Below are 21,223 nucleotides of genomic sequence, written 5' to 3' on the forward strand. Positions count from 1 at the left end.
CTCCTCTACAAGCCCAGCACGGCCGGGTCGCCGCGGCCCACGCGCACCACTTCCGGTTCCGCTCCCGTCAAGTCGATCACGGTGCTGGGACCATGCGCGCAGACGCCGCCATCGATGATCAGGTCGACCAGTTTTTCCAGGCGCTCGCGGATGGTGTCGGCATCGGTCAGGCTCTCTTCGTCGCCGGGCAATGTCAATGTCGCGCCCAGCAGGGGCTGGCCCAGCTCTTCCAGCAGACATTGCACGATGCGGTGCTGCGGCACGCGCAGGCCGATGGTCTTGCGCGACGGGTGGCTGAGGCGGCGCGGCACTTCCTTGGTCGCCTCCAGGATGAAGGTATAGGCGCCCGGCGTGGCCGCCTTGAGCAGGCGGAACTGGCGGTTATCGACGCGGGCATACACGCCCAGCTCGCTCAAGTCGCGGCACAGCAAGGTGAGATGGTGCTTTTCATCGATGCCACGGATGCGGCGCAGGCGCTCGACGGCGCCCTTGTCGTCGAGCTGGCACACCAGCGCGTAGCAGGAATCCGTGGGCAGGGCCACGACGCCGCCGGACTGGATGATCTGGGCCGCCTGCTTGATCAGGCGCAATTGCGGATTGTCTGGGTGAATCTGGAAAAATTGACTCATGTGTAAGCGTTCTGGCGAACCAGCTTGTTAAGTTGGCATTATTGTACGCCGCGCAGCGCGGCGATGCGTTGTTCGATCGGCGGATGGGTGGCGAACAGCGCGCCCCAGCCGCCATTGCCGCCGCTGATGCCCAGCGCCTGCATCGATTGCGGCAGCTCGCCCGGCGGCACGCCGCCCAGGCGCGCCAGCGCATGCATCATCGGCGTGGGGCTGCCCAGCAGCTTGGCCGAACCGGCGTCGGCGCGGAATTCGCGCTGGCGCGAGAACCAGGCGACGATGATGGACGCGAGCAATCCAAAGATCACTTCGCACACCATCACGGTAACGAAATAGCCGATGCCGCGTCCGCCGCCTTCGCGGTTGTTATTTTTCAGCAGCACATTGTCGACAAAGAAACCCACGACGCGGGCCATGAAGACGACGAAGGTATTTACCACGCCCTGGATCAGGGTGAGTGTCACCATGTCGCCGTTGGCGACGTGGGCGATCTCGTGCCCCAGCACGGCTTCGACTTCATCGCGGTTCATGCTTTGCAGCAAGCCGGTCGAGACGGCCACCAGCGCCGAGTTTTTGAAGGCGCCCGTGGCGAACGCATTCGCGTCGCCTTCGTACACGGCCACTTCCGGCATGCCGATGCCGGCCCGCTCGGCCAGCGCACGCACGGTATTGACCAGCCACAATTCCGTCGACGAGGTCGGGTTGTCGATCACGCGCGCGCCCGTGCTCCACTTGGCCATCGGCTTGCTGATCAACAGGGAAAAGATCGATCCCGTGAAGCCGACCACCAGCGAAAACACCAGCAGGCTGCCAAGGTTCAAGGTACTGCCGCGTGCCGGATTGCCCACGCCCAGCAAACTGAGCACGAGCGACAGCACCAGCATCACGGCCAGGTTGGTTGCAATAAAAAGGACGATACGTTTCATGGGCGTTGGCTCCAGATGACTATGTATAACAAGAATAACAAAAAGATATGCACGCAAACGCAGATTTCAAGCAGCGACACGACGGCGCATCGGCAGCCAGGAAAATCGTCGCGAGCGGCAGTGATTTGTGGCCGAGAAGCGCAACCGTACTGGAGTACGGTGAGCATCGCCGGCCGCAAAGCGCGCCGCGCAGCAGATTTGCCTGGCTGTCAGCTAAAACCAGTCGTGCCAGATCGGGGTCACGTTGGCAGGCAAAGGCGGCAACTTGGCAAAATCCACGCGCGATTCGCCCGGCGCATGGAAATCCGTGCCGCGCGAAGCGAGGAAGCCGTAGGCGTTGGCCAGTTGCGCGTATTCGGGATACTGGTCCGGGCTATGGCTGCCCGTGACGACTTCGATGGCCACGCCACCGAGTTGCTTGAATTCATCGAACAGCACGCCTTGCGCCATGTCGCTGAAGCGGTAGCGGCCCGGATGGGCGATGACGGCAACGCCGCCCGCGCCGCGTATCCAGCCCACCGCTTCGGCCAGGGTGGCCCAGCGGTGCTCGACGTAGCCAGGCTTGCCTTCCGACAGGTACTTCTTGAACACGTCGGGGATGTTCGCGCATTTCCCCATTTCCACGATGTAGCGGGCAAAGTGCGTGCGCGACATCAGGTCCGGGTTGCCGACGAATTTCAAGGCCCCTTCATAGGCATCGGGGATGCCGGCCAGGTCCAGCTGGCGGGCGATTTCGCGGCCGCGCGCGTCGCGCCCCGAGCGCGTCTGGTGCAGGCCGTGCACGAGGCCCGGATTGTTTTCATCGACTTGCAAGCCCACGATGTGCACGGTTTCGCCGGCCCACGTAATGGAAATTTCCACGCCGGCCACGAAACGCATGCCCAGGTCCAAGGCGGCCGCGCGCGCGGCGGCCACGCCCGATACCTCATCGTGGTCCGTCAGGGCCCACACGTCCACATCGGCCTTGCGTGCGTACGCGGCCACGGAGGCGGGCGCGAGCACGCCGTCGGAGATATTCGAATGACAATGCAGGTCGACTTTAAGCATGTGAAAACAATACCCTGCACGGGCTCAGCATGGAAGAAGTTTTCATTGTACGCTGCTTGTCAAATCGCGCTGCGGCATTCCCGACACACATCAGGCCAAAAAGGCTTCCACCAGCCGCGCCAGTGCCGCCGGTTGATCATGATGCAGCATGTGGCCCGCATCGGCCATCATCTCGCAGCGCACATCCTTGATGCAGGCCAAACGCCGGTCGATTTCTATGCGCGCCTGTTCCTTGGGCCCCATCCATTGCCACATATTGGTGTCGTCGGCCTCCACCCACAGCACGGGCGCCGTGATGCGGCGCCAGCACGCCATCACTTCTTCCACCTGGTACAGGATGGGATTGACCCGCTTGTGCTGCGGGTCGCCCATGATGTCCCACTCGCCCGCCTCGTTCTGCGCCGACCAGTGTTCGGCGAGAAAGGCCGCGCGCTCGTCCGGCAGACGCGGATTGGTCTTTTGCAGGCGCTCGGCCACGGCCTTTTGCGTGGGATAACCGCGCATGGCGGGCGGCTCGCGCAATTCATCCAGCCACTTGGCGTAGCGGCCCGGCGCCTGCTCCGGTTTTGTTGCCATCATGCCGAAGCCCTCCAGGTTGATGAAGCGGCTGATGCGCTCGGGCCGCACGCCCGCGTACAGGCCGGCCACGTTGGCGCCCATGCTGTGGCCCAGCAGGTTGACGGGAGCGTCCGGCGAGTAATGCAGCAGCATGGCGTCCAAGTCGGCCAGGTAGTCGGGGAACCAGTAGGTGTCCGATTGCGTGTAGTCGCTGAGGCCAAAGCCGCGCCAGTCGGGCGCGATCACGTGCCAGTCGCCGGCCAGCTCGTCGACGACGAACTGGAACGAGGCGGCCACGTCCATCCAGCCGTGCACCATGAACAGGATGGGCGCCCCTACACGGCCCCAGTGGCGCACGTGCGTACGGGCGCCGCGGATGTTGATGAATTCGGAACGGGAAAGTTTCATGGTTTTCATCGGATGCCTGCCTTGAAAGTGGCGCGGATGGCGCCACATGCTGTGTCTGTAGATAGTACGGCCATAAAAGTACGACCGTTCGATAATTATACCGGATTGACGGTCGGCGCTCGGACTTGCCCTGCAACAGCGTAAAATAGCGCAAAACTTCCGCGTCCGGCCGCGCCCGGCGCTTCCACCACCGCCACAGGCTAACGATGACACTCTACCAATTGGGCGCCGATGCGCCGCAGATTGATGCTTCCGCTTTTGTTGCCGACACGGCCAACGTGATCGGCAAAGTGACCCTGGAAGCGAATACGTCCGTATGGTTTGGCGCCACGATTCGCGGCGACAACGAACGCATCACCGTGGGCGTCAACAGCAACGTGCAGGAAGGCGCCGTGCTGCATACGGACCCGGGCTACCCGCTGGACATCGGCCAGAACGTGACCATCGGCCACCAGGCAATGTTGCATGGCTGCACGATCGGCGATGGCGCCCTGATCGGCATCCAGGCCGTGATCCTGAATGGCGCGAAGATCGGCAAGAACTGTCTGGTCGGCGCGGGCGCCCTGGTCACGGAAGGCAAGGAATTTCCCGACAATATGCTGATCCTCGGCTCACCGGCGAAAGCCGTGCGGGCCCTGACGGCAGACGATATCACCAGGCTACAAAGCAACGCCGTGAACTATGTACAGCGCGGCCAGCTATTTAATACGCAACTCAAGAAGATTGGATAAAAGAATGACGACTGAAATCACGGGCGCCGTCAGCGCAGCCGCTACCGGCCAGGATACCCTGCAAAAATTTATTTTCGACAACGCCGCCGTGCGCGGCCAGTTCATCGACGTGTCCCACACCTGGCAGGAAGTGGTATCGCGCCACGCCTATCCGACGGCCGTGAAAAAAGTGCTGGGCGAAATGGTGGCTGCCGCCGCCCTGCTGTCGGCCAACCTGAAATTCAACGGCTCCATCATCATGCAAATCCATGGTGACGGTCCCGTGCGCCTGATGGTGGTCGAGTGCGACTCCGACCTGCGCCTGCGCGCCACGGCCAAGCTCGACCCGGACGCCATCATCGCCGACGTGGCCACCGTGCCGCAATTGCTCAACGCCACGGGCAAGGGCCGCTTCATCATCACCCTGGACCCGGCCGACAAGGTGCCGGGCCAGCAACCGTACCAGGGCATCGTGCCGCTGGACGGCGACGACATGGCCACCGTGATCGAAAACTACATGTTGCGCTCGGAACAGCTCGACACGCGTCTGTGGCTGGCCACGGACGACACCGTCTCGCGCGGCCTGCTGCTGCAAAAGCTGCCCCACCATGGCGGCAAGGCCGAAGCGACGCCCGTGTCGGAAGAAGACGCGCTCGACACGTGGAACCGCGCCGTGATGCTGGCCTCGACCCTGAAAGAAGCGGAAATCCTGTCGACGGACATCGATACCCTGATGCAGCGTTTGTTCTGGGAAGAAACGATCCGCGTCTTCGACCCGCTGCACCCGAGCTTCCATTGCAGCTGCACGCGCGAAAAAGTGGGCAATATGCTCAAGATGCTGGGCGAGGAAGAAGTCAACAGCACCCTGGAAGAAGTGGGACAAGTGGGCGTGAACTGCGATTTCTGCGGCCAGCACTACGAGTTCGACAAGGTCGATTGCGCGCAGCTGTTCGTTACGGATGCGCCGGCAGAGGTGCTCATTCCACCCGCAGCCAGCATTAACTAATTGTAATATTCTTCGCGCCGCCTCTCAGGCGGCGCAATTGTTTCTGCTGTCATCTTCCCGTCATCAGTTCGTCATCAGCCCGTCACGCGCCGCCGTTACGCTGCGCAGCTTGTATTACTCCCAATACTTTCCACAGGCTGATGATGACCACCCACTTGACGCTGGCCCTGCGCCGCCATTCCTTCCATGTTTTGCTGGGCGCTTGCGCCGCGGGCTTGAGTTTGCCTGCCCTGGCACAAACGGCCGTGGCCGCCGCCGTAGCCTCGGCCACGACCGAGATGGCAGCGCCCGCCACTGCCGCCGATGAGGGCGCACCGATGGCCACCGTGGAGATTTCCTCGCGCAAGACGCGCTCTTCGGTCGCCCTGAGCAAGAATGAAATCCAGAAGATCCTGCCTGGCACGAATCCCCTGAAAGCCTTGCAAACCTTGCCGGGAGTCAGCTTCCAGACGGCCGATCCGTGGGGCAACAACGAGCAAAACCTGTCGCTGTTCGTGCATGGCTTTTCTGGCCAGCAACTGGGCTACACCATGGATGGCGTGCCGCTGGGCGACCAGCAGTACGGCAACTACAACGGCCTGTCGCCGCAGCGCGCCGTCATCAGCGAAAACGTGCGCAGCGTCGTGCTGTCGTCGGGCGCGGGCGATTTGGCCACGGCCTCGACCAGCAACCTGGGCGGCACCATCGAAACCTATTCCAGCGATCCGCTGGCCACGCAGGGTGCCAGCGTGCAGCAAACGGTGGGCAGCCACCGCACCTCGCGCACGTTTGCCCGCTACGACACGGGCGCCTTCGGCGATGGCAGCAGCGCCTATTTTTCCATCCTGCACCACGAAGCGCGCGCCTGGGACTTCGATGCGCGCCAGGGCGGCGACCAGTTCAACGCCAAGTACGTCAACCGCAGCGACGCGGGCAAGCTGACCCTGTTCTTCAATTACTCGGACAAGATCGAGCCGAACGAAGACAGCACCGTGCACGTGGCCGGCGAGACGAGCGCGCCGTACACACGCCCCTTCCTGTACCCGGACTTCAAGGCGGCTCTCAATTACCTGTCGCCGACTGGCGCGACGCCCGCCGCGGACGGCAACAATTACCGCAATTACTACAGCGATGCGCAGCGCACCGATTACCTGGCCTACGCCAAGTTCGACGCCAACTTGTCCGAAGGCATGACTTGGTCCAACCAGGTGTATTACCACAAGGATGACGGCGCGGGCGTGGTGGCCGGCCCCATCGGCGTGGCCGGCTTGCCGGGCCTGTTCAGCGTCTACTACCCGAAACAGAACCTGAAGGAAGTCTTCGGCAACTCTGGCTACGCCGTGCGCACGACGGAATACGACATCAAGCGCGGCGGCTTCCTTTCCACCTTGCGCAAGGAAATCGGCAATCACCAGCTGGAAGCGGGCCTGTGGCTGGAACAGAACCGCTCGTCCGCCTACCGCCGCTGGTATGCGCTCGACGTCAACAACCCGACGTCGCCCTACGACCGCCCCAGCAATCCTTTGATCACGCAGTACGGCAGCGAGATCGACAACAAGGTGGTGCAGCTGCACTTGCAGGATGAATGGCGCATCCGCCCCGATATCGCGCTGCAGGCCGGCTTCAAGTCCAGCTTGCAGTTTGCCGACGGCCAATTCCCCGTGCAGCCGGCCAAAGGCGCCATCGCGGGCGGCTCGACGGCCTTGCCGGTCGGCACCATCAACACGAAAAAATGGTTCCTGCCGCAAGTGGGCGCGCGCTGGGACTTCACGCCGCAAGACCAGCTGTATTTCAACATCCAGAAAAACATGCGCCAGTTCGTCACCTATGGCGGCGGCGGCGCCTCGCCATGGAGCTTGTCGAGCCAGGCCGCCTTCGATTTGTTCAAGCGCGACGCCAAGCCGGAAACGGCGCTCACCTATGAAGTGGGCGTGCGCGGCAGCCATCCTTTGAGCCTGGGCGCCATCACTTCCATCGATGGGCAAATCAACGTCTACCACGTCGATTTCAGCAACCGCTTGCTGCAGATCAGCCCCACGCCCGTGATTTCCTCGATCATCGGCGGCAACCCCGTGCTGGCCAACGTGGGCAGCGTGCGCACGGACGGCATCGATATCGCCGGCACCGTTCACTTCGGCAACAATTTTTCGTTCTACAATGCCCTGTCGTACAACCGTTCGCAGTACGCGGACAATTACAACAATGGCGCCGCGCTGGTCTTGACTGCTGGCAAGAACGTGCCGGGTTCGCCGGAATGGCTGAACAAGTTCGTGGCCTCGGCGACGTTTGGCGATATCGAAGTGCAGCTGACGGGAGACTATGTGGGCAAGCGCTACGCGACGTACACCAACGATTTGTCCGTGCCCAGCTATTTCCTGATGGGACTGGGCGTGTCGGGCAAGCTGCCGGCCATGGCCGGCTGGCTGAAAAACCCGCGCTGGCGCCTGAACGTCAGCAACCTGGCCAACCGCGAAGGCTCGCTGAACGTGGTGGTCGGCGCGGCCGACAAGACCTACAACACCTTCCCGATCGCCCCGCGCCAGGGCTTCCTGACCTTGACGGCGGACTTCTGATGCGTACGCCAATCTTGCCGCAACGGCATTTTTCGCGCCGCAGCTTCGTCCGGGCGGCCGCCGGCGGCCTGGCGCTGGCCGCCGCGCCCGGCTTTGCGGCCGGCCTGCTGGCCACGCCACCTGCCCGTCCGCTCGTGTTCGCCCACCGGGGCGCCAGCGCCCTGCGTCCCGAGCACACCTTGGCGTCGTACGCCAAGGCCATCCTCGACGGCGCCGACTACGTCGAGCCGGACCTGGTCGCCACGCGCGACGGCATCCTCGTGGCGCGCCATGAAAGCAACCTGATCGACACCACCGACGTGGCGCGCCGTCCCGAATTCGCCAGCCGGCGCGGCAAGAAGATGGTCGACGGCGAATGGCACGAAGGCTGGTTCGTCGACGACTTTACGCTGGCCGAACTGAAAACCCTGCGCGCCATCGAACGGCTGCCGAAGGTACGCACTGGCAACACCTTGTACGATGGGCAATTCCAGATCCCGACCTGGGAAGAAATCATCGATTTTGTTGCAGCGCAATCGGCCGCCAGCGGACGCATCATCGGCCTCGTGCCCGAGCTGAAAAACTCGACCTACTTCCGCGATGCGGGCCTGGCGCTGGAAGACCGTTTCCTGTCGACCATGCTGGCGCACGAATACACGCGCCGCGCGCCGATCGAAATCCAGTCCTTCGAAGTGGCAAATTTGAAATACTTGCGCGAGAAGCTGGGACGGCGCGCCAACGTGCGCCTGATGCAGCTGGTGGTGGGCGGCGATATCCGCCCCGTGGACGTTGCCAAGGCGGGCGGCAAGCTGACGTTCGGGCGGATGACGACGCCGGCCGGCCTGCGCGACATCGCCGCCTACGCGGACGTGGTGGCGCCGCCAACGCGAGCAATCATCCCGCTGGGCGCCGACCAGCGCCTGGCCAAGCCCACTGCCATCGTCGATGATGCGCACCAGGCGGGCTTGCTGCTGCACACGTGGACCTTCCGTCCGGAAAACCGTTTCCTGGCGGCCGACTTCCGCGACGGCAACGGTGAAAACGCGCGCAACGAAGCGGGTTCCGTGGCGGAAATGCGGCGCTACATCGAGACTGGACTGGACGGCTTTTTCAGCGACGATCCGGGTTTGGGACGCATCGCCGCCGGATAAACATTTCGTAACAAATTCTTTTTCAGGGCGTGGCCGATGGCTACGCCCTTATTATTCGCTTCCTGAATTTCTGAAATTGGAATTTGGAATTAGACATATATCGCGAACTCCATTATTGTGCAATGCAACAACAGACCATTCATGGAGGGCATATGTCCACTTTTACCAACACCTACAGCAACGACAACGACAACTATTTCAGCAACCTGGGCCGTGCGACGCGCGCCTTCCTGGGCGCCCTGCTCGCTTCCAAGCCGTACAGCGACCTGGCCCAGAAGGAAGTCATCGCCAGCGCGACGACCAGCGCCGACGACGAGCGCTATGTGCGCCCAAGCAAGCAAGATTTCGCCCTGCTGAACTCGGAAGCGAACCGCTACGAAAAGCTGATGCCTAACCTCGCAGCCGAGTTGCGTTTCTTGGCCTCGCGCGGCTAACTAAATACTGAAAGGATTTTTATATGATGATTCTCGAAACCGCACTGATCGCCGTCGCCGTCGTCGTTACCGGCATCCATTTCTACCTGATCTCGACCGGCAAAGCCCGTTTCTGATCAGCAAGCAACAAGGCAGTCGTGTATAGCAGTAGAAAGAAGTAAGAAGTACCAGGTAGTAATACAGCTGTGATATGTCAGCCTGGCAATCGGTTCAGGCTGGCAAGTGGGAAGTACTCAGTGCGGCGCGGCAGCGTCCACCGGCGTTTCCTGCAGTGGCGGGGTTTGGCCCTTGCGCACGATCTGCACGAAAATCTCATTCTGTTTGACCATGCCCAGCTCATAGCGGGCACGCTCCTCGACGGCGCCCGTACCATCTTTCAGGTCGCGCACTTCGGATTCGAGCTTGGCGTTTCGCGCCTTCAATTCCATATTCTTTTTATTCGCCACCGCCACTTGGGCTTCCATGTCGGCAACGCGCAGCCAGCCGCCTTTACCCAGCCAGAGGGGAAATTGGATCAGCAGCAGCAGGGCTGCCAGGGCGAGCGTAATCAGGCGCATGGAGTAGTCGGTTAACAAACCGGCCGGATATCTCCGGCCGGCCAGTGGGTTTTACATCAGCTTACTTCAGATTATAGAACGCATCGCGGCCAGGGTAGCTGGCGATGTCGCCCAGGTCTTCCTCGATACGCAGCAGCTGGTTGTACTTGGCCATGCGGTCCGAACGCGACATCGAGCCGGTCTTGATCTGCAGGGCGTTCGTGGCAACGGCGATATCGGCGATGGTCGAATCTTCCGTTTCGCCCGAGCGGTGCGAAATGACGGCCGTGTAGCCGGCGCGCTTGGCCATTTCAATGGCGGCGAACGTTTCCGTCAGGGTGCCGATCTGGTTGATCTTGATCAGGATCGAGTTGGCGATGCCTTTCGAGATGCCTTCTTTCAGGATCTTGGTGTTAGTGACATACAGGTCGTCGCCGACCAGTTGCACTTTCTTGCCCAGTTCCGCCGTCAGGATCGCCCAGCCGTCCCAGTCGCCTTCGTGCATCGCGTCTTCGATCGAGATGATCGGGTACTTGTCGCACCAGGTCGCCAGCAGGTTGGTGAACTCGGTGGCCGTCAGGCTCAGGCCTTCGCCTTCCATTTCGTACTTGCCGTTCTTGTAGAACTCGGACGCGGCGCAATCGAGGCCGATGGCGATCTGCGTGCCTGGCTCGTAGCCCGCTTCTTCGATGGCCTGGATGATCAGCTTGATGGCTTCTTCATGGTTGGCCAAGGATGGCGCGAAACCGCCTTCGTCGCCCACGTTGGTGTTCAGGCCCTTCTTGTGCAGGATCTTTTTCAGCGTGTGGAACACTTCCGCGCCGTAGCGGACGGCTTCCTTGAACGATGGAGCGCCCACGGGAATGATCATGAATTCCTGGATGTCCAGGTTGTTGTCGGCGTGTGCGCCGCCGTTGATGACGTTCATCATCGGCACTGGCATCTGCATGGCGCCCGAACCGCCGAAATAGCGGTACAGCGGCAAGCCCGCTTCTTCGGCGGCAGCCTTGGCAACGGCCATGGAGACGGCCAGGATGGCGTTGGCGCCCAGGCGCGATTTGTTTTCCGTGCCGTCCAGGTCGATCAGGGTACGGTCCAGGAAAGCCTGTTCATTGGCGTCCAGGCCCATGATGGCTTCGGAGATTTCGGTATTGATGTTTTCGCATGCTTGCAGCACGCCCTTGCCGAAGTAACGCTTGGCATCGCCATCGCGCAATTCCACGGCTTCGCGCGAACCGGTCGAGGCACCCGACGGTACGGCCGCACGGCCCATCACGCCCGATTCCAGCAACACATCGCATTCGACGGTCGGGTTACCGCGCGAGTCCAGGATTTCGCGACCGATAATATCAACAATAGCACTCATGTCATTCTCCAAAGTTAAGCGTAACAGGGGCTGCACACTGCGTTCTGATGCGCAATTGCACAAAGGGGGCAAAGAAACTCCCGGCGGAGACTATCAGGCCGGGAGCTGTCTTACGGGTAATACTGTGCTATCGACCGGCGTTATTCAGCGACGGCGTTGGCTTCTTTGTGCGCCAGCGCTGCCTTGATGAACGAGGTAAACAACGGATGGCCGGTGCGTGGCGTCGACTTGAACTCGGGATGGTATTGCACGCCCATATACCATGGGTGGGCATTTTCACCCGTGCGTGGCAATTCCATGATTTCGCACAAATCTTCGCTTGGCGTACGGGCCGAAACGATCAGGCCAGCCGCTTCGACACGCGCCAGGTAGTGATTATTGGCTTCGTAGCGATGACGGTGACGCTCGGTCACCACGCTGCCGTAGATCTCGGCGGCGAGGGTGCCCGGATTGACGGCGCAGGTCTGCGCGCCCAGGCGCATGGTACCGCCCAGGTCCGAGTTTTCATCGCGCAACTCGACTTTACCATCGTGGTTTTGCCACTCATTGATCAGTGCAACGACAGGTTGATCCGTATCAAGGTCGAACTCGGTCGAATTCGCGTTCGGCATGTCTGCCTTGTTGCGCGCGTATTCGATCAGGGCCACTTGCATGCCCAGGCAGATGCCCAGGTAAGGGATCTTGTTTTCACGGGCGAACTGGGCCGCCTTGATCTTGCCTTCCACGCCGCGCTTGCCGAAGCCGCCCGGTACCAGGATGGCATCGTACTTGCCCAGGTTGTCGCAACCGGTCGTTTCGATTTCTTCCGAATCGATGTACTCGATATTGACGCGGCTTTCCGTGTGGATGCCGGCGTGGCGCAACGCTTCGATCAGCGACTTGTACGACTCGGTCAGCTCGACATACTTGCCGACCATGCCGACGGTCACTTCCGCCTTCGGGTGTTCCATCGTATAGATCAGCTTGCTCCAGATCGACAGGTCGGCCGGTGCGGGATCGAGGTCCAGCGCGTCGCAGATGATCTTGTCGAGGCCCTGGTCGTGCAGCATTTGCGGCACTTTGTAGATGGTGTCGACGTCCCACACGGAAATGACGGCGTCTTCCTCGATGTTCGAGAACAGCGAGATTTTCGCGCGCTCGTCTTCCGGGATGGCGCGGTCGGCGCGGCACAGCAGCGCGTTTGGCAAGATGCCGATTTCGCGCAGCTTTTGCACCGAGTGCTGGGTCGGCTTGGTTTTCAGTTCACCAGCCGAGGCGATGTAAGGCACCAGGGTCAGGTGGACGAAGGCCGTGTTCTTGCGGCCGGCGCGCAGGCTCAGCTGACGCGCCGCTTCCAGGAATGGCAACGATTCGATATCGCCGACGGTGCCGCCGATTTCGCACAGGGCCACGTCGTAGCCTTCGGCGCCACGGCGGATGTAATCCTGGATTTCATTGGTGATATGCGGAATCACCTGCACGGTCTTGCCCAGATATTCGCCCCGGCGTTCCTTGCGGATCACCGATTCATAGATCTGGCCAGTGGTGAAGTTATTCACCTTTTTCATGCGGGTGGAAATGAAGCGCTCGTAGTGACCGAGGTCGAGGTCGGTTTCGGCCCCGTCGTCGGTGACGAATACTTCACCGTGTTGCATAGGGCTCATCGTGCCAGGATCGACGTTGATATACGGGTCGAGCTTGAGCATGGTGACTTTAAGGCCGCGCGATTCGAGGATCGCGGCGAGGGAGGCGGCGGCAATCCCTTTTCCAAGGGAAGACACAACGCCACCAGTGACGAAGACAAATTTGGTCATTGCAGATGGTGCCGAACGGCACGTGCGGGAAATTGAAATTATACACTAAAGCCCGCCTGCGTCGCCTCCCGCGCGCGGAAATTTACGCCAAATACCGACTATCCCTCCCCCTCCTGCTGTCTACGCACAACAAGATTGCAAGCTAGCAATAACTAAAATATTTCCAATTCCATACTTTGTGTGGGAGAGCGAACAGACCCTGCCGCACCCTGGCGGCACACTGGCATTTTCAACAGGAGGTCCATCATGAGCTACGAAGAACGCGACGCCTACGGCATGTATGTCAACCGCGGCCACAAAGGTCCCGGCCCGGAACTGATGGGTGCAGACACCCTGATCGGCGACCATGTGCACAACGCCAAGGATGAACATCTGGGCGAAATCAAGGAAATCATGATCGACATGCGCAGCGGCAAAATCGCCTACGCCGTCATGTCGCACGGCGGTGTGTTTACGATCGGCGAAAAGCTGTTCGCCGTGCCGTGGGAAGCGCTGCTGCTCGACACCGTCAACAAGCGCTTCACCCTCAACGTCGACAAGGAACGTATCGAAAACGCGCCCGGCTTCGACACCGATAACTGGCCGAACATGGCGGACCAAGCCTGGGCGACGTCGATCCACAGTTATTATGGCACCACACCGCGCGAGTATTAAAGAGCTGGCCTCATTTGGGGTCAGACCCGCCGGGGGCATGCGGCCCAATGGACCGCATGCCGATTCCAAAGGAACTGACCCCAGCTTTAAACTAGAACCGGTACTCCAGCCCTGCCACATACGTCCTCCCCCGCGCCGTACCCATCGGCGTATTGTCGTTCGACTGCGACGGCATCGAGTTCAGCCGGTTCAGCGCTTCCGAGTAATTCTTGTCCATGGCGTTCTGCACCGACAGGCGCAGGAACAGGTTTTTCGTCACTTGCCAGCTCGCATACAAATCGATCACGGCCGGGATCTTCGGATTATCCACCTTTGTCACTTCCCCCGTCACCTCATCGGCTTCGTTGTCCGGCGACAGGCGGCGGTTCGATCCCGTGTGCTTGATGATGGCGCCCACCTCCATTTTATTGTCCAGCAAGCGCGTGCCCACGTCGAGGTTGTAGTAGGTGCTGGGCAGCTCGCTGATGTCGGACGCGCCAAACCACGCGCTGGCGATCGAGGTGGGCTGGCGGGTCTTTTCACGCGTGTACGACAGCCGCGCAAAAGCCGGGCCCAGCTGATACTGGGCTTCCAGTTCCCAGCCGCGCGTGCGTACGGGCGTGGCCGAGTTGATGTAGATATACATATTGGTCACGTATTCGTCGACCGTCTCCCAGTCCGTGGCGATCACTTCCGCCATATTGCACTTGCGCCCGTTGTCGCACACCAGGAAGGACTGGCTGGTGATATAGCCGTCGATCTTGCTCTTGAAATACAAAGCCTTGAAGTTCAACGCATCGTTGGCGCTCAGCAAGCCGTGCAGGCTGGAATTGAAACCCAGCTGATAGGTCGTCGCCTTTTCTCCCTTCAAAAACGGGTTCATCGACGCCCCGCCATCGTTCGAGAAAAATACTTCCTGCGGATTCGGCCCCCGCATGGTGCGCTCGGCGCTGGCAAACGGCTGGAACCATGGCGTGACCTGTGCGGAAACGAGCAGCGAGGGATTGATGCCGTGTTCCTTCAGCGCGATATTCGCCTCCCCTTGCGGGAAGCATTTCACGCGCTCGTCGCAAGCCGGCTTGTAGCCAGTCAATTCAAAACGCGTGTAATTGAGCCCGGCATTGATCTGATAGATGCCGCGGTTGTATTGCAGGCCCGCATACAGGCTGTCGATCTTTTGCTTGCCGGCCGGGCCAAACGTATTGTTTTCAATCGACTGCCGGTTGGCGTCCGGGTTGTCCGGATCGTCGACGAGGCTTTCCACGTGCTTGCTGTATTGATTGCGCATCAGCTTGCCGCCCACGGTCACCAGCGCATCGCCGCCCGCCAGCCTGAAGCTGCTCGTGTTGTTGATGTCAAAGGCGTCGGCGCGGTTGGCCGTGCTCGTGTTGACGAAATTGATCAAGGCTTCCGGCATGTATTTCTGCTTGCCACGACTGCTGCTGGCCACCACATTGAGGTCGATCAATTCCGAAAACGGCGTGTAGTGGTATTTCAAATAGTAGTCATCGCTCCGGATATCGCGGCGCGTGAACGTATTGCGGTAATCGCGCGCCGACAGTTCCAGCGCATGGAAATCGCTCAGTTTGAGGTCCAGCTTGAGCAATTGCGACTTCGGCTTTTGTTTATAGAAACGGTTGTAGCCGAAGCCGAATTGCTCGCTATCCGTGCCCTTGCCATTCTTGTAGTTGTTGCCGATCACGCTTGCGCTCGTGGCCGCCATGAAACCGACGCTGCCGCCATCGAAGGCGGGGTTTTTCATGGCCACGGCCAGCATGGCGCTGCGCCCCACGCCATTGTTACCGGCGGACATCTTCGCGCGCGCGCCCACCTTCTCGCCCGTAAACACCACGTCATCGACGCCGATGGTGCGGAAGTTGGCGCTGCCGCCCAGCGCATTGACGCCGTCGCCGCCGACGGCATTACCGCGCGACACGTCCACGCCGATGATGAAATTCGGGTCGATCAGGGCGCCGAACTGGCTGCTGGGCACGCTACCATGCGCCACTTCCGACGGTGCGCTGCCATAGTAATTCTGCGTCACGCCATCGACCATGGTGTTGACCCTGCCAAAGCCGGACAGGCCGCGGATGTTGACGCTGACGGCGCCCTGCGCGGGATCGATCTGGGTAAACGTGCCCGGCATGCCGCGCAGTATCTGGTCCACGGGCTGCAAGCGCGTATCGGCGCCGCGCGCACTGACGGCGCCCGGTTTTTCCAGCGCCTGCTGTTCCGCCGACACAGCCTCGCCCGATACGTTCAGCGGCGAAAACACGACCTTGCCACTCTCTTGTGCCTGTTGCGCCCATCCATGCTGCGCGAGCAAGGCCATGCAGATGCCCACGGCCTGCGTCATTGTCTTGATATGCATACACCCTCGATTTCTTATGTGATTGAAAAATTCAGATGGCGCCGTGGCCGCTCTCGGCGTCGAGCTTGAACGACACGGGCAAGGTCACCGTCACCGTGCCCTGGCGCAGGACGTTATCGGGCGGCGCCGGCAGCGGCTGCGCGCGCTGCAGCACTTGCAGTGCTTCGCGGTCGAGCAGCACCGTGCCCGATGAGGTGACCAGTTCGCTGGCCAGCAGCTTGCCGTCGCGGTCCACCTGGAAACGCACCCAGGCGGCGCCGGCCCGCTTGCGCTGGCGCGCGTCGCCCGGATAGCGCTTGAAGTGGGCCAGGTGGCCGAGCACGCGGCTTTGCCAGCTGGCGGGCGCGGCATTGGTCGACGGCGTATCGCTATCGAACGGCGCCGCCTGCGGACCGCGCACGGCCGCGGGCGCCGGCGTGGCGCTGCTGCTGGCCTGTGCGGGTAATGACGCTTCCTTCGCGGCATCCTTGCCCGGCTCCGCCGACGGACTGGTTTCCGCCTTCGCCTCTTTTTCCACCGCGACGATCTCCGGCGCGGCGGCGCGCGCCAGCACGGGCAGCGCCTCTTGCCTGGCCGTGCTCTTTTTGGTTTGGGCGGCGCTGGACGCCGCCGACTGGCGCGCCCCTGCCGCTGCCGCCTGCCGTGTCTCCGGCGACATCGCTTGCGCGGCAAACACCACCATCACGCTGGCGGGCGGCTGCGTGGGAGCGATGCTGACGGGCCGCCAGCCGGCCCACAGCAGCAGCGCCAGCACGGCGGCCACTACCAGCGACGTGGCGATGCCCCAGCTTAATATCGGACGCGGATTCACCCGCCCTCCCGGCCCACCAGGCCCACTTTCAGATAACCGGCCTGGCGCAGGGCATCCATCACGCCCAGCACGTCTTCATACGCCGCTTGTTTGTCGGCCTGGAAAAACAGGGTGCGCTGGCGGTCGCCGTCCGTCTGCGCGTCGAGCAAAAGGCCCAACTGCTCGCGCGCCACGGGCGCCTCGCCCAGGTACAGGCTGCGGTCGGCTTTCAGGGAAACGAACAGGGGCTTGTCGGGACGCGGTTCCGGCTTGGCCGTGGCAGCCGGCAAGTCGATTTTCAGGTCGACGGTGGCCAGCGGCGAGACCACCATGAAAATGATCAACAGCACCAGCATCACGTCGATAAAGGGCGTGACATTGATCTCGCTGAGTTCCGGCATGTCGGCCGTATCGTCGTCCGGCGTAGGAAACAGGGAAGCCATGGCTCAGGCCTGCTGGCGCGTGTCGAGGTCGCGGCTCAGCATCAGCAGCACTTGCGCGGAAGCGGCGCGCAGCTGCGCCTTGTACTCGTTGATGCCCCGGCTCAAGACGTTATAGATGACGACGGCGGGAATCGCCGCCACCAGGCCCAGGGCGGTGGCCAGCAAGGCTTCCGCAATGCCGGGCGCGACGGTGGCCAAATTCGTGCTCTGGCTGACGGCGATGCCGATGAAACTGTTCATGATGCCCCACACGGTGCCGAACAGGCCGACGAACGGCGCCACGGCGCCGATGCTGGCGAGCAGACCGATGCCTTGCGTCATGCTGCGTACCTTGTGCGCGATCAATTGCTCCTGGCGAAACCCGGCCCGCTCCTTCAGGGCCGCCGCCGGCGCGCTGGCGTGCGACAGGCTCAGTTCCTGCTGCACCTCGGCCAGCAGCTGTTGCGCCAGCGAAGTGCTGCCCGCGCCCTCCACTTTGACGGCCGCGTCGGGCAAGGAAGTGGCCGTCTTCAGCACGGCGGCGGCTTGCGACGCTTCTCGCCGCGCTTGCAGCAAGCTGGCGCCCTTCACCAGCAAGACCACCCAGGTGGCCAGCGCGGCGACCAGCAAGCCGATGAGCACGCTTTTGACGACCTGGTCGGCAGCGAAAAACATGCCCAGCGGCGACATGTCGTGCGGCAGCGCGGACGCTTGCGCGCCGGTATGGAACAGGGCAAGAAACACGCCGCCAGCGGCGGCTTTGAGACAGGAGATACGCATGGAAGCTTCAACAGGTAACAGGCATGGCTGCGCCAACGGCGCGCACGCGCATGCAAAAAAAATCGGACGAACTACCTGGCTGCTGCGAAGAAGCTTGCTGGGGGAGAATGCCGGGCTGAACGCCCGGCGGAGGTAAAACGGTTTACTTGGCGCTGGCGACGGCGGGCGCAACAACCGGCGTGAACCAGACGAAATCGGCCTGCGGCGCCAGCACCGTCGCGCCCTGCTGCGCCAGGACCAGCACCAGCGGCGCGGGGCCGCCCGTCAAGTCCTGCACGTGCAGCGGCACGCCCAGGTCCTTGTGCGCATGGTAGGCGCCGGCGATCAGCACGGCGGGCACGGGCGCGGCCAGCAGGCGCTCGGCCATGCGGCGGTCGCGCTGCTGCTGCACCGACAGCATGGCGGCCAGGCGCGGTTCGTCGATCTGGTTGTCGTGCATGACGCGGATGATGTCTTTCAGCTTGGCATGCACCTTGCCATCGTTGGCCAGGTTCGAATGCTTGCCCTGCACGGCCGGCTTGTCGATAAACATTTGCTTGATCTCGCTGCGGTCCAGGTTGGCCGACCAGACGGGATACGGCGCGCGCATCACGGTCATGACCAGGTCGCCATATTGCGCCCACTTCCAGTTCGGCTGCCAAGCCACCAGCTCGGCCACGTGTTCGGGGCGCACGACGGGGTCCGTCTGCAGCCACGGCTTGACCTTGTCCACCTTGGCTTGCTGGTCCGGGTTCAGCATTTCCAGCAGCACGCTGCCTTGCGGACGCTGGCCCTGCAACTGCTGCAACAGCCATTGCTCGATCTGGTGATGGCTGAGCTGGTCATGCTGCTCGCCCACGATGACACGCGGCGCGGCGGCCAGCTGGGCCAGCAATTGCTCGGCAGTCACGCGCTGGCCGCGGCGCAGGTCGACGATCTCGCCCAGCCGGCGCACGTCTTGCGCCGCGGCAGGCGCAACGGCGGTGGCGCCGGCACCGTTGACGGGTGCGACGCCGCTGCAGGCGCTCAGGGCCAGCACGCAGGCGGGCAGGACGGCGGCGAGGGACAGGGGGAATCTCATGGGCATGGCCTTTCGGATTGAAGCACGCATTGCAAAATAACTACTGGCGGGCATTTTAATAGAAATGATTCTCATTTACAACCACTGCGCGGCGCATCATGCGGAATTTTTTACAACTGGCAAAAATGGTGCTTCGGTGAAATCTCCAGGTGCGGGGTAGAATAAAAAAAACGGAGGACTTGCGTGAATCAAACTGACCAGTTGGCGGTACTGAAAAAACCGCTGCCAGACTCTCTTGCTGCCGTACTTTCCCTGATCTTTGCCGACCGCTTTTCCATGACGCAAGCCATGCGCGAACACCATGGACGCGACGAGTCGAGCTATCCCCCCATGCTGCCGGACGCCGTCATCTTCGCCCGTTCCACCGAGGAAGTGGCGGCCGCCGTCAAGCTGTGCAGCGCGCACGACGTGCCCATCATCGCCTACGGCAGCGGCACCTCGCTCGAAGGCCACGTGCTGGCCCTGCATGGCGGCGTGACGATTGATCTGTCGCAAATGAATCAGATGGTCGCCGTGCATGGTGAAGACTTGACGGCCACCGTGCAGGCGGGCGTGACGCGCAAGCAACTGAACGAGGAAATCCGCGACACGGGCCTGTTCTTCCCCATCGACCCGGGCGCCAATGCGTCCTTGGGCGGCATGGCCGCCACGCGCGCCTCGGGCACGAATGCCGTGCGCTACGGCACCATGCGCGAAAACGTGCTGGCCCTGACCGTGGTGACGGCCGATGGCCGCATCATCAAGACGGGAACCAGGGCGAAAAAATCGTCGGCCGGCTACGACCTGACGCGCTTGTTCGTCGGCAGCGAAGGGACGTTGGGCATCATCACGGAAGTGACGGTGAAACTGTATCCGCTGCCGGAAGCGATCTCGGCTGCCGTGTGTTCGTTCCCCGGCACGGGCGAAGCCGTCAGCGCCGTGATCCAGACCATCCAGATGGGTATTCCTGTGGCACGGGTCGAGTTTCTCGATGAAAATGGCGTGAAAGCCATCAATGCCTACGACAAGATGGCGCTGCCGCAAAAGCCGCTGTTGCTGTTTGAGTTCCACGGCACGCCGGCCAGCGTGGCCGAGCAGGCGCAGTTGGTGCAAGCCATCACGGCCGAACACGGCGCCAGCGATTTCGAATGGGCCAGCCGCCCCGAAGACCGCTCGCGCCTATGGGCCGCGCGCCACAACGCGTATTTCGCCCTGCTGCAGATGCGCCCGGGCAGCCGCGCCATTTCCACCGATTGCTGCGTGCCGATTTCGCGCCTGGCCGAATGCATCCTCGCCACCAAGGCCGATTGCGAAGCGCAGGGCCTCGTCTACGCCATCATCGGCCACGTGGGCGACGGCAATTTCCACGTGCAGATGCTGGTCGATCCCGACGACCCGGCCGACATCGCCCGCGCGGAAAAGGTCAACAGCGACATGGTCACGCGCGCCATCGGCATGGATGGCACGTGCACGGGCGAGCACGGCGTAGGCATGCACAAGATGGCGTTCCTCGTGGAAGAACATGGCGAAGGCGCCATCGACACCATGCGCGCCATCAAGCACGCGCTCGATCCGAAGAACATCATGAATCCGGGGAAGATCGTGCGCTGGTAATCAGGCCGTCAACTCCATGCGCATCGGCACGAAAGCGATGCCGCCCTCCTCCACCTTCGGCCCCGTGGCGACAAAGCCCAAGCTCGTGTACAGGGGCAAGGCATACAGCGAGGAGTTGACGGTAAAGGCCGTCACATCGCCCCTGGCCAGCGACGCATCGCGGGCTGCCTGCCACAAACGGCGCGCCATGCCGCGCCGGTGCAGGGCGCGCGGCACGAACATGTGGAACAGATGCGTGTTGTCGCGCATGGCCACGACGCCGGCCAGCTCGCCGCCGATATGCGCGAGCTGATACGCATAGCGCGACTGCGACAGATAGCCTTCGATGGCCGGCTGGCGGCAATGTTCGATAAATTTTTCCGCCCCCGCGCCATCCGGATGCAGGGTCAGAAAGGGCATCAAGTCGTCGATCAGGGCAACGATGGCGGGCGCGTCGGCGACGAGGGCGGGACGCAGTGTCGGTTCGGGTGATGTTGTCATTC

Annotated in this window: 20 protein-coding genes; 7 read left to right on the top strand and 13 right to left on the bottom strand. The window is 62.1% G+C overall.

Features of this window, described 5'->3' with window-relative positions:
- Positions 1 to 5: 5 nt before the first annotated feature.
- The 4 genes from IGS55_RS08725 to IGS55_RS08740 form a co-directional block, all read right to left on the bottom strand.
- Entirely contained in the window at positions 6 to 629 is a 624-nt protein-coding gene (locus tag IGS55_RS08725) for an L-threonylcarbamoyladenylate synthase (protein ID WP_230517398.1), read from the bottom strand.
- A gap of 38 nt (positions 630 to 667) precedes the next feature.
- The gene (gene htpX, locus IGS55_RS08730; RefSeq protein ID WP_230517399.1) at positions 668 to 1,552 is read right to left on the bottom strand and encodes a protease HtpX; all 885 of its coding nucleotides are present in this window, start codon (positions 1,550 to 1,552) and stop codon (positions 668 to 670) included.
- 213 nt (positions 1,553 to 1,765) lie between these two features.
- Complete coding sequence (locus IGS55_RS08735; RefSeq protein WP_230517400.1) at positions 1,766 to 2,599, bottom strand: 3',5'-nucleoside bisphosphate phosphatase; 834 nt, start codon at positions 2,597 to 2,599, stop codon at positions 1,766 to 1,768.
- Positions 2,600 to 2,689: 90 nt separating this feature from the next.
- A complete protein-coding gene (locus IGS55_RS08740) occupies positions 2,690 to 3,565 on the bottom strand; it encodes an alpha/beta fold hydrolase (protein ID WP_230517401.1) in 876 nt (291 codons plus the stop codon).
- A gap of 206 nt (positions 3,566 to 3,771) precedes the next feature.
- On the opposite strand from IGS55_RS08740, the gene IGS55_RS08745 reads away from it, so the two are divergent.
- The 5 genes from IGS55_RS08745 (at position 3,772) to IGS55_RS08765 (ending at position 9,397) form a co-directional block, all read left to right on the top strand.
- The gene (locus IGS55_RS08745; RefSeq protein WP_139091530.1) at positions 3,772 to 4,296 is read left to right on the top strand and encodes a gamma carbonic anhydrase family protein; all 525 of its coding nucleotides are present in this window, start codon (positions 3,772 to 3,774) and stop codon (positions 4,294 to 4,296) included.
- A 4-nt stretch (positions 4,297 to 4,300) separates the two neighbouring features.
- Complete coding sequence (gene hslO / locus IGS55_RS08750) at positions 4,301 to 5,281, top strand: Hsp33 family molecular chaperone HslO (RefSeq protein ID WP_230517402.1); 981 nt, start codon at positions 4,301 to 4,303, stop codon at positions 5,279 to 5,281.
- Positions 5,282 to 5,421: 140 nt separating this feature from the next.
- Positions 5,422 to 7,833: a TonB-dependent receptor gene (locus tag IGS55_RS08755; RefSeq protein ID WP_230517403.1), complete on the top strand. Its 2,412-nt coding sequence runs from the start codon at positions 5,422 to 5,424 to the stop codon at positions 7,831 to 7,833.
- Positions 7,833 to 8,963, top strand: a complete 1,131-nt coding sequence (locus IGS55_RS08760) for a glycerophosphodiester phosphodiesterase (protein WP_230517404.1) — start codon at positions 7,833 to 7,835, stop codon at positions 8,961 to 8,963. Before IGS55_RS08755 ends, IGS55_RS08760 begins: the two co-directional genes overlap by 1 nt.
- A gap of 152 nt (positions 8,964 to 9,115) precedes the next feature.
- Positions 9,116 to 9,397, top strand: coding sequence for a hypothetical protein (locus IGS55_RS08765; RefSeq protein ID WP_230517405.1), 282 nt, complete (start codon positions 9,116 to 9,118; stop codon positions 9,395 to 9,397).
- 233 nt (positions 9,398 to 9,630) lie between these two features.
- Here the strand turns inward: IGS55_RS08765 and ftsB are convergent, their stop codons facing one another.
- The 3 genes from ftsB to IGS55_RS08780 form a co-directional block, all read right to left on the bottom strand.
- Positions 9,631 to 9,954 (bottom strand): cell division protein FtsB, encoded by a 324-nt coding sequence (ftsB, locus tag IGS55_RS08770; RefSeq protein WP_070221436.1) that lies wholly within the window; start codon positions 9,952 to 9,954, stop codon positions 9,631 to 9,633.
- A gap of 61 nt (positions 9,955 to 10,015) precedes the next feature.
- Positions 10,016 to 11,299, bottom strand: coding sequence for a phosphopyruvate hydratase (gene eno, locus IGS55_RS08775; RefSeq protein WP_034750709.1), 1,284 nt, complete (start codon positions 11,297 to 11,299; stop codon positions 10,016 to 10,018).
- A gap of 140 nt (positions 11,300 to 11,439) precedes the next feature.
- Positions 11,440 to 13,092 carry a CTP synthase gene (locus tag IGS55_RS08780; protein WP_072455259.1) on the bottom strand — a complete coding sequence of 551 codons (1,653 nt, stop codon included), beginning with the start codon at positions 13,090 to 13,092 and terminating at the stop codon, positions 11,440 to 11,442.
- Positions 13,093 to 13,338: 246 nt separating this feature from the next.
- On the opposite strand from IGS55_RS08780, the gene IGS55_RS08785 reads away from it, so the two are divergent.
- Positions 13,339 to 13,746, top strand: coding sequence for a PRC-barrel domain-containing protein (locus IGS55_RS08785; RefSeq protein WP_034750714.1), 408 nt, complete (start codon positions 13,339 to 13,341; stop codon positions 13,744 to 13,746).
- A gap of 91 nt (positions 13,747 to 13,837) precedes the next feature.
- Here the strand turns inward: IGS55_RS08785 and IGS55_RS08790 are convergent, their stop codons facing one another.
- From IGS55_RS08790 to IGS55_RS08810, 5 genes are all read right to left on the bottom strand, one after another.
- A complete protein-coding gene (locus tag IGS55_RS08790; protein WP_230517406.1) occupies positions 13,838 to 16,096 on the bottom strand; it encodes a TonB-dependent receptor domain-containing protein in 2,259 nt (752 codons plus the stop codon).
- 31 nt (positions 16,097 to 16,127) lie between these two features.
- Positions 16,128 to 16,907: an energy transducer TonB gene (locus IGS55_RS08795; RefSeq protein ID WP_230517407.1), complete on the bottom strand. Its 780-nt coding sequence runs from the start codon at positions 16,905 to 16,907 to the stop codon at positions 16,128 to 16,130.
- Complete coding sequence (gene exbD, locus IGS55_RS08800; RefSeq protein WP_230517408.1) at positions 16,904 to 17,329, bottom strand: TonB system transport protein ExbD; 426 nt, start codon at positions 17,327 to 17,329, stop codon at positions 16,904 to 16,906. Before exbD ends, IGS55_RS08795 begins: the two co-directional genes overlap by 4 nt.
- Positions 17,330 to 17,332: 3 nt before the next feature.
- Positions 17,333 to 18,088, bottom strand: a complete 756-nt coding sequence (gene exbB, locus IGS55_RS08805; protein ID WP_230517409.1) for a tonB-system energizer ExbB — start codon at positions 18,086 to 18,088, stop codon at positions 17,333 to 17,335.
- Positions 18,089 to 18,230: 142 nt separating this feature from the next.
- Entirely contained in the window at positions 18,231 to 19,148 is a 918-nt protein-coding gene (locus tag IGS55_RS08810; RefSeq protein WP_230537187.1) for a ChaN family lipoprotein, read from the bottom strand.
- A 183-nt stretch (positions 19,149 to 19,331) separates the two neighbouring features.
- Between IGS55_RS08810 and IGS55_RS08815 the strand changes: the two genes are divergently transcribed.
- Positions 19,332 to 20,741, top strand: coding sequence for an FAD-binding oxidoreductase (locus IGS55_RS08815; RefSeq protein WP_442908152.1), 1,410 nt, complete (start codon positions 19,332 to 19,334; stop codon positions 20,739 to 20,741).
- Here the strand turns inward: IGS55_RS08815 and IGS55_RS08820 are convergent, their stop codons facing one another.
- Positions 20,742 to 21,221 carry a GNAT family N-acetyltransferase gene (locus tag IGS55_RS08820; protein ID WP_230517411.1) on the bottom strand — a complete coding sequence of 160 codons (480 nt, stop codon included), beginning with the start codon at positions 21,219 to 21,221 and terminating at the stop codon, positions 20,742 to 20,744.
- Positions 21,222 to 21,223 lie beyond the last annotated feature (2 nt).

This window comes from Janthinobacterium sp. EB271-G4-3-2 (assembly GCF_020858035.1).
Lineage (GTDB): Bacteria > Pseudomonadota > Gammaproteobacteria > Burkholderiales > Burkholderiaceae_D > Janthinobacterium > Janthinobacterium aestuarii.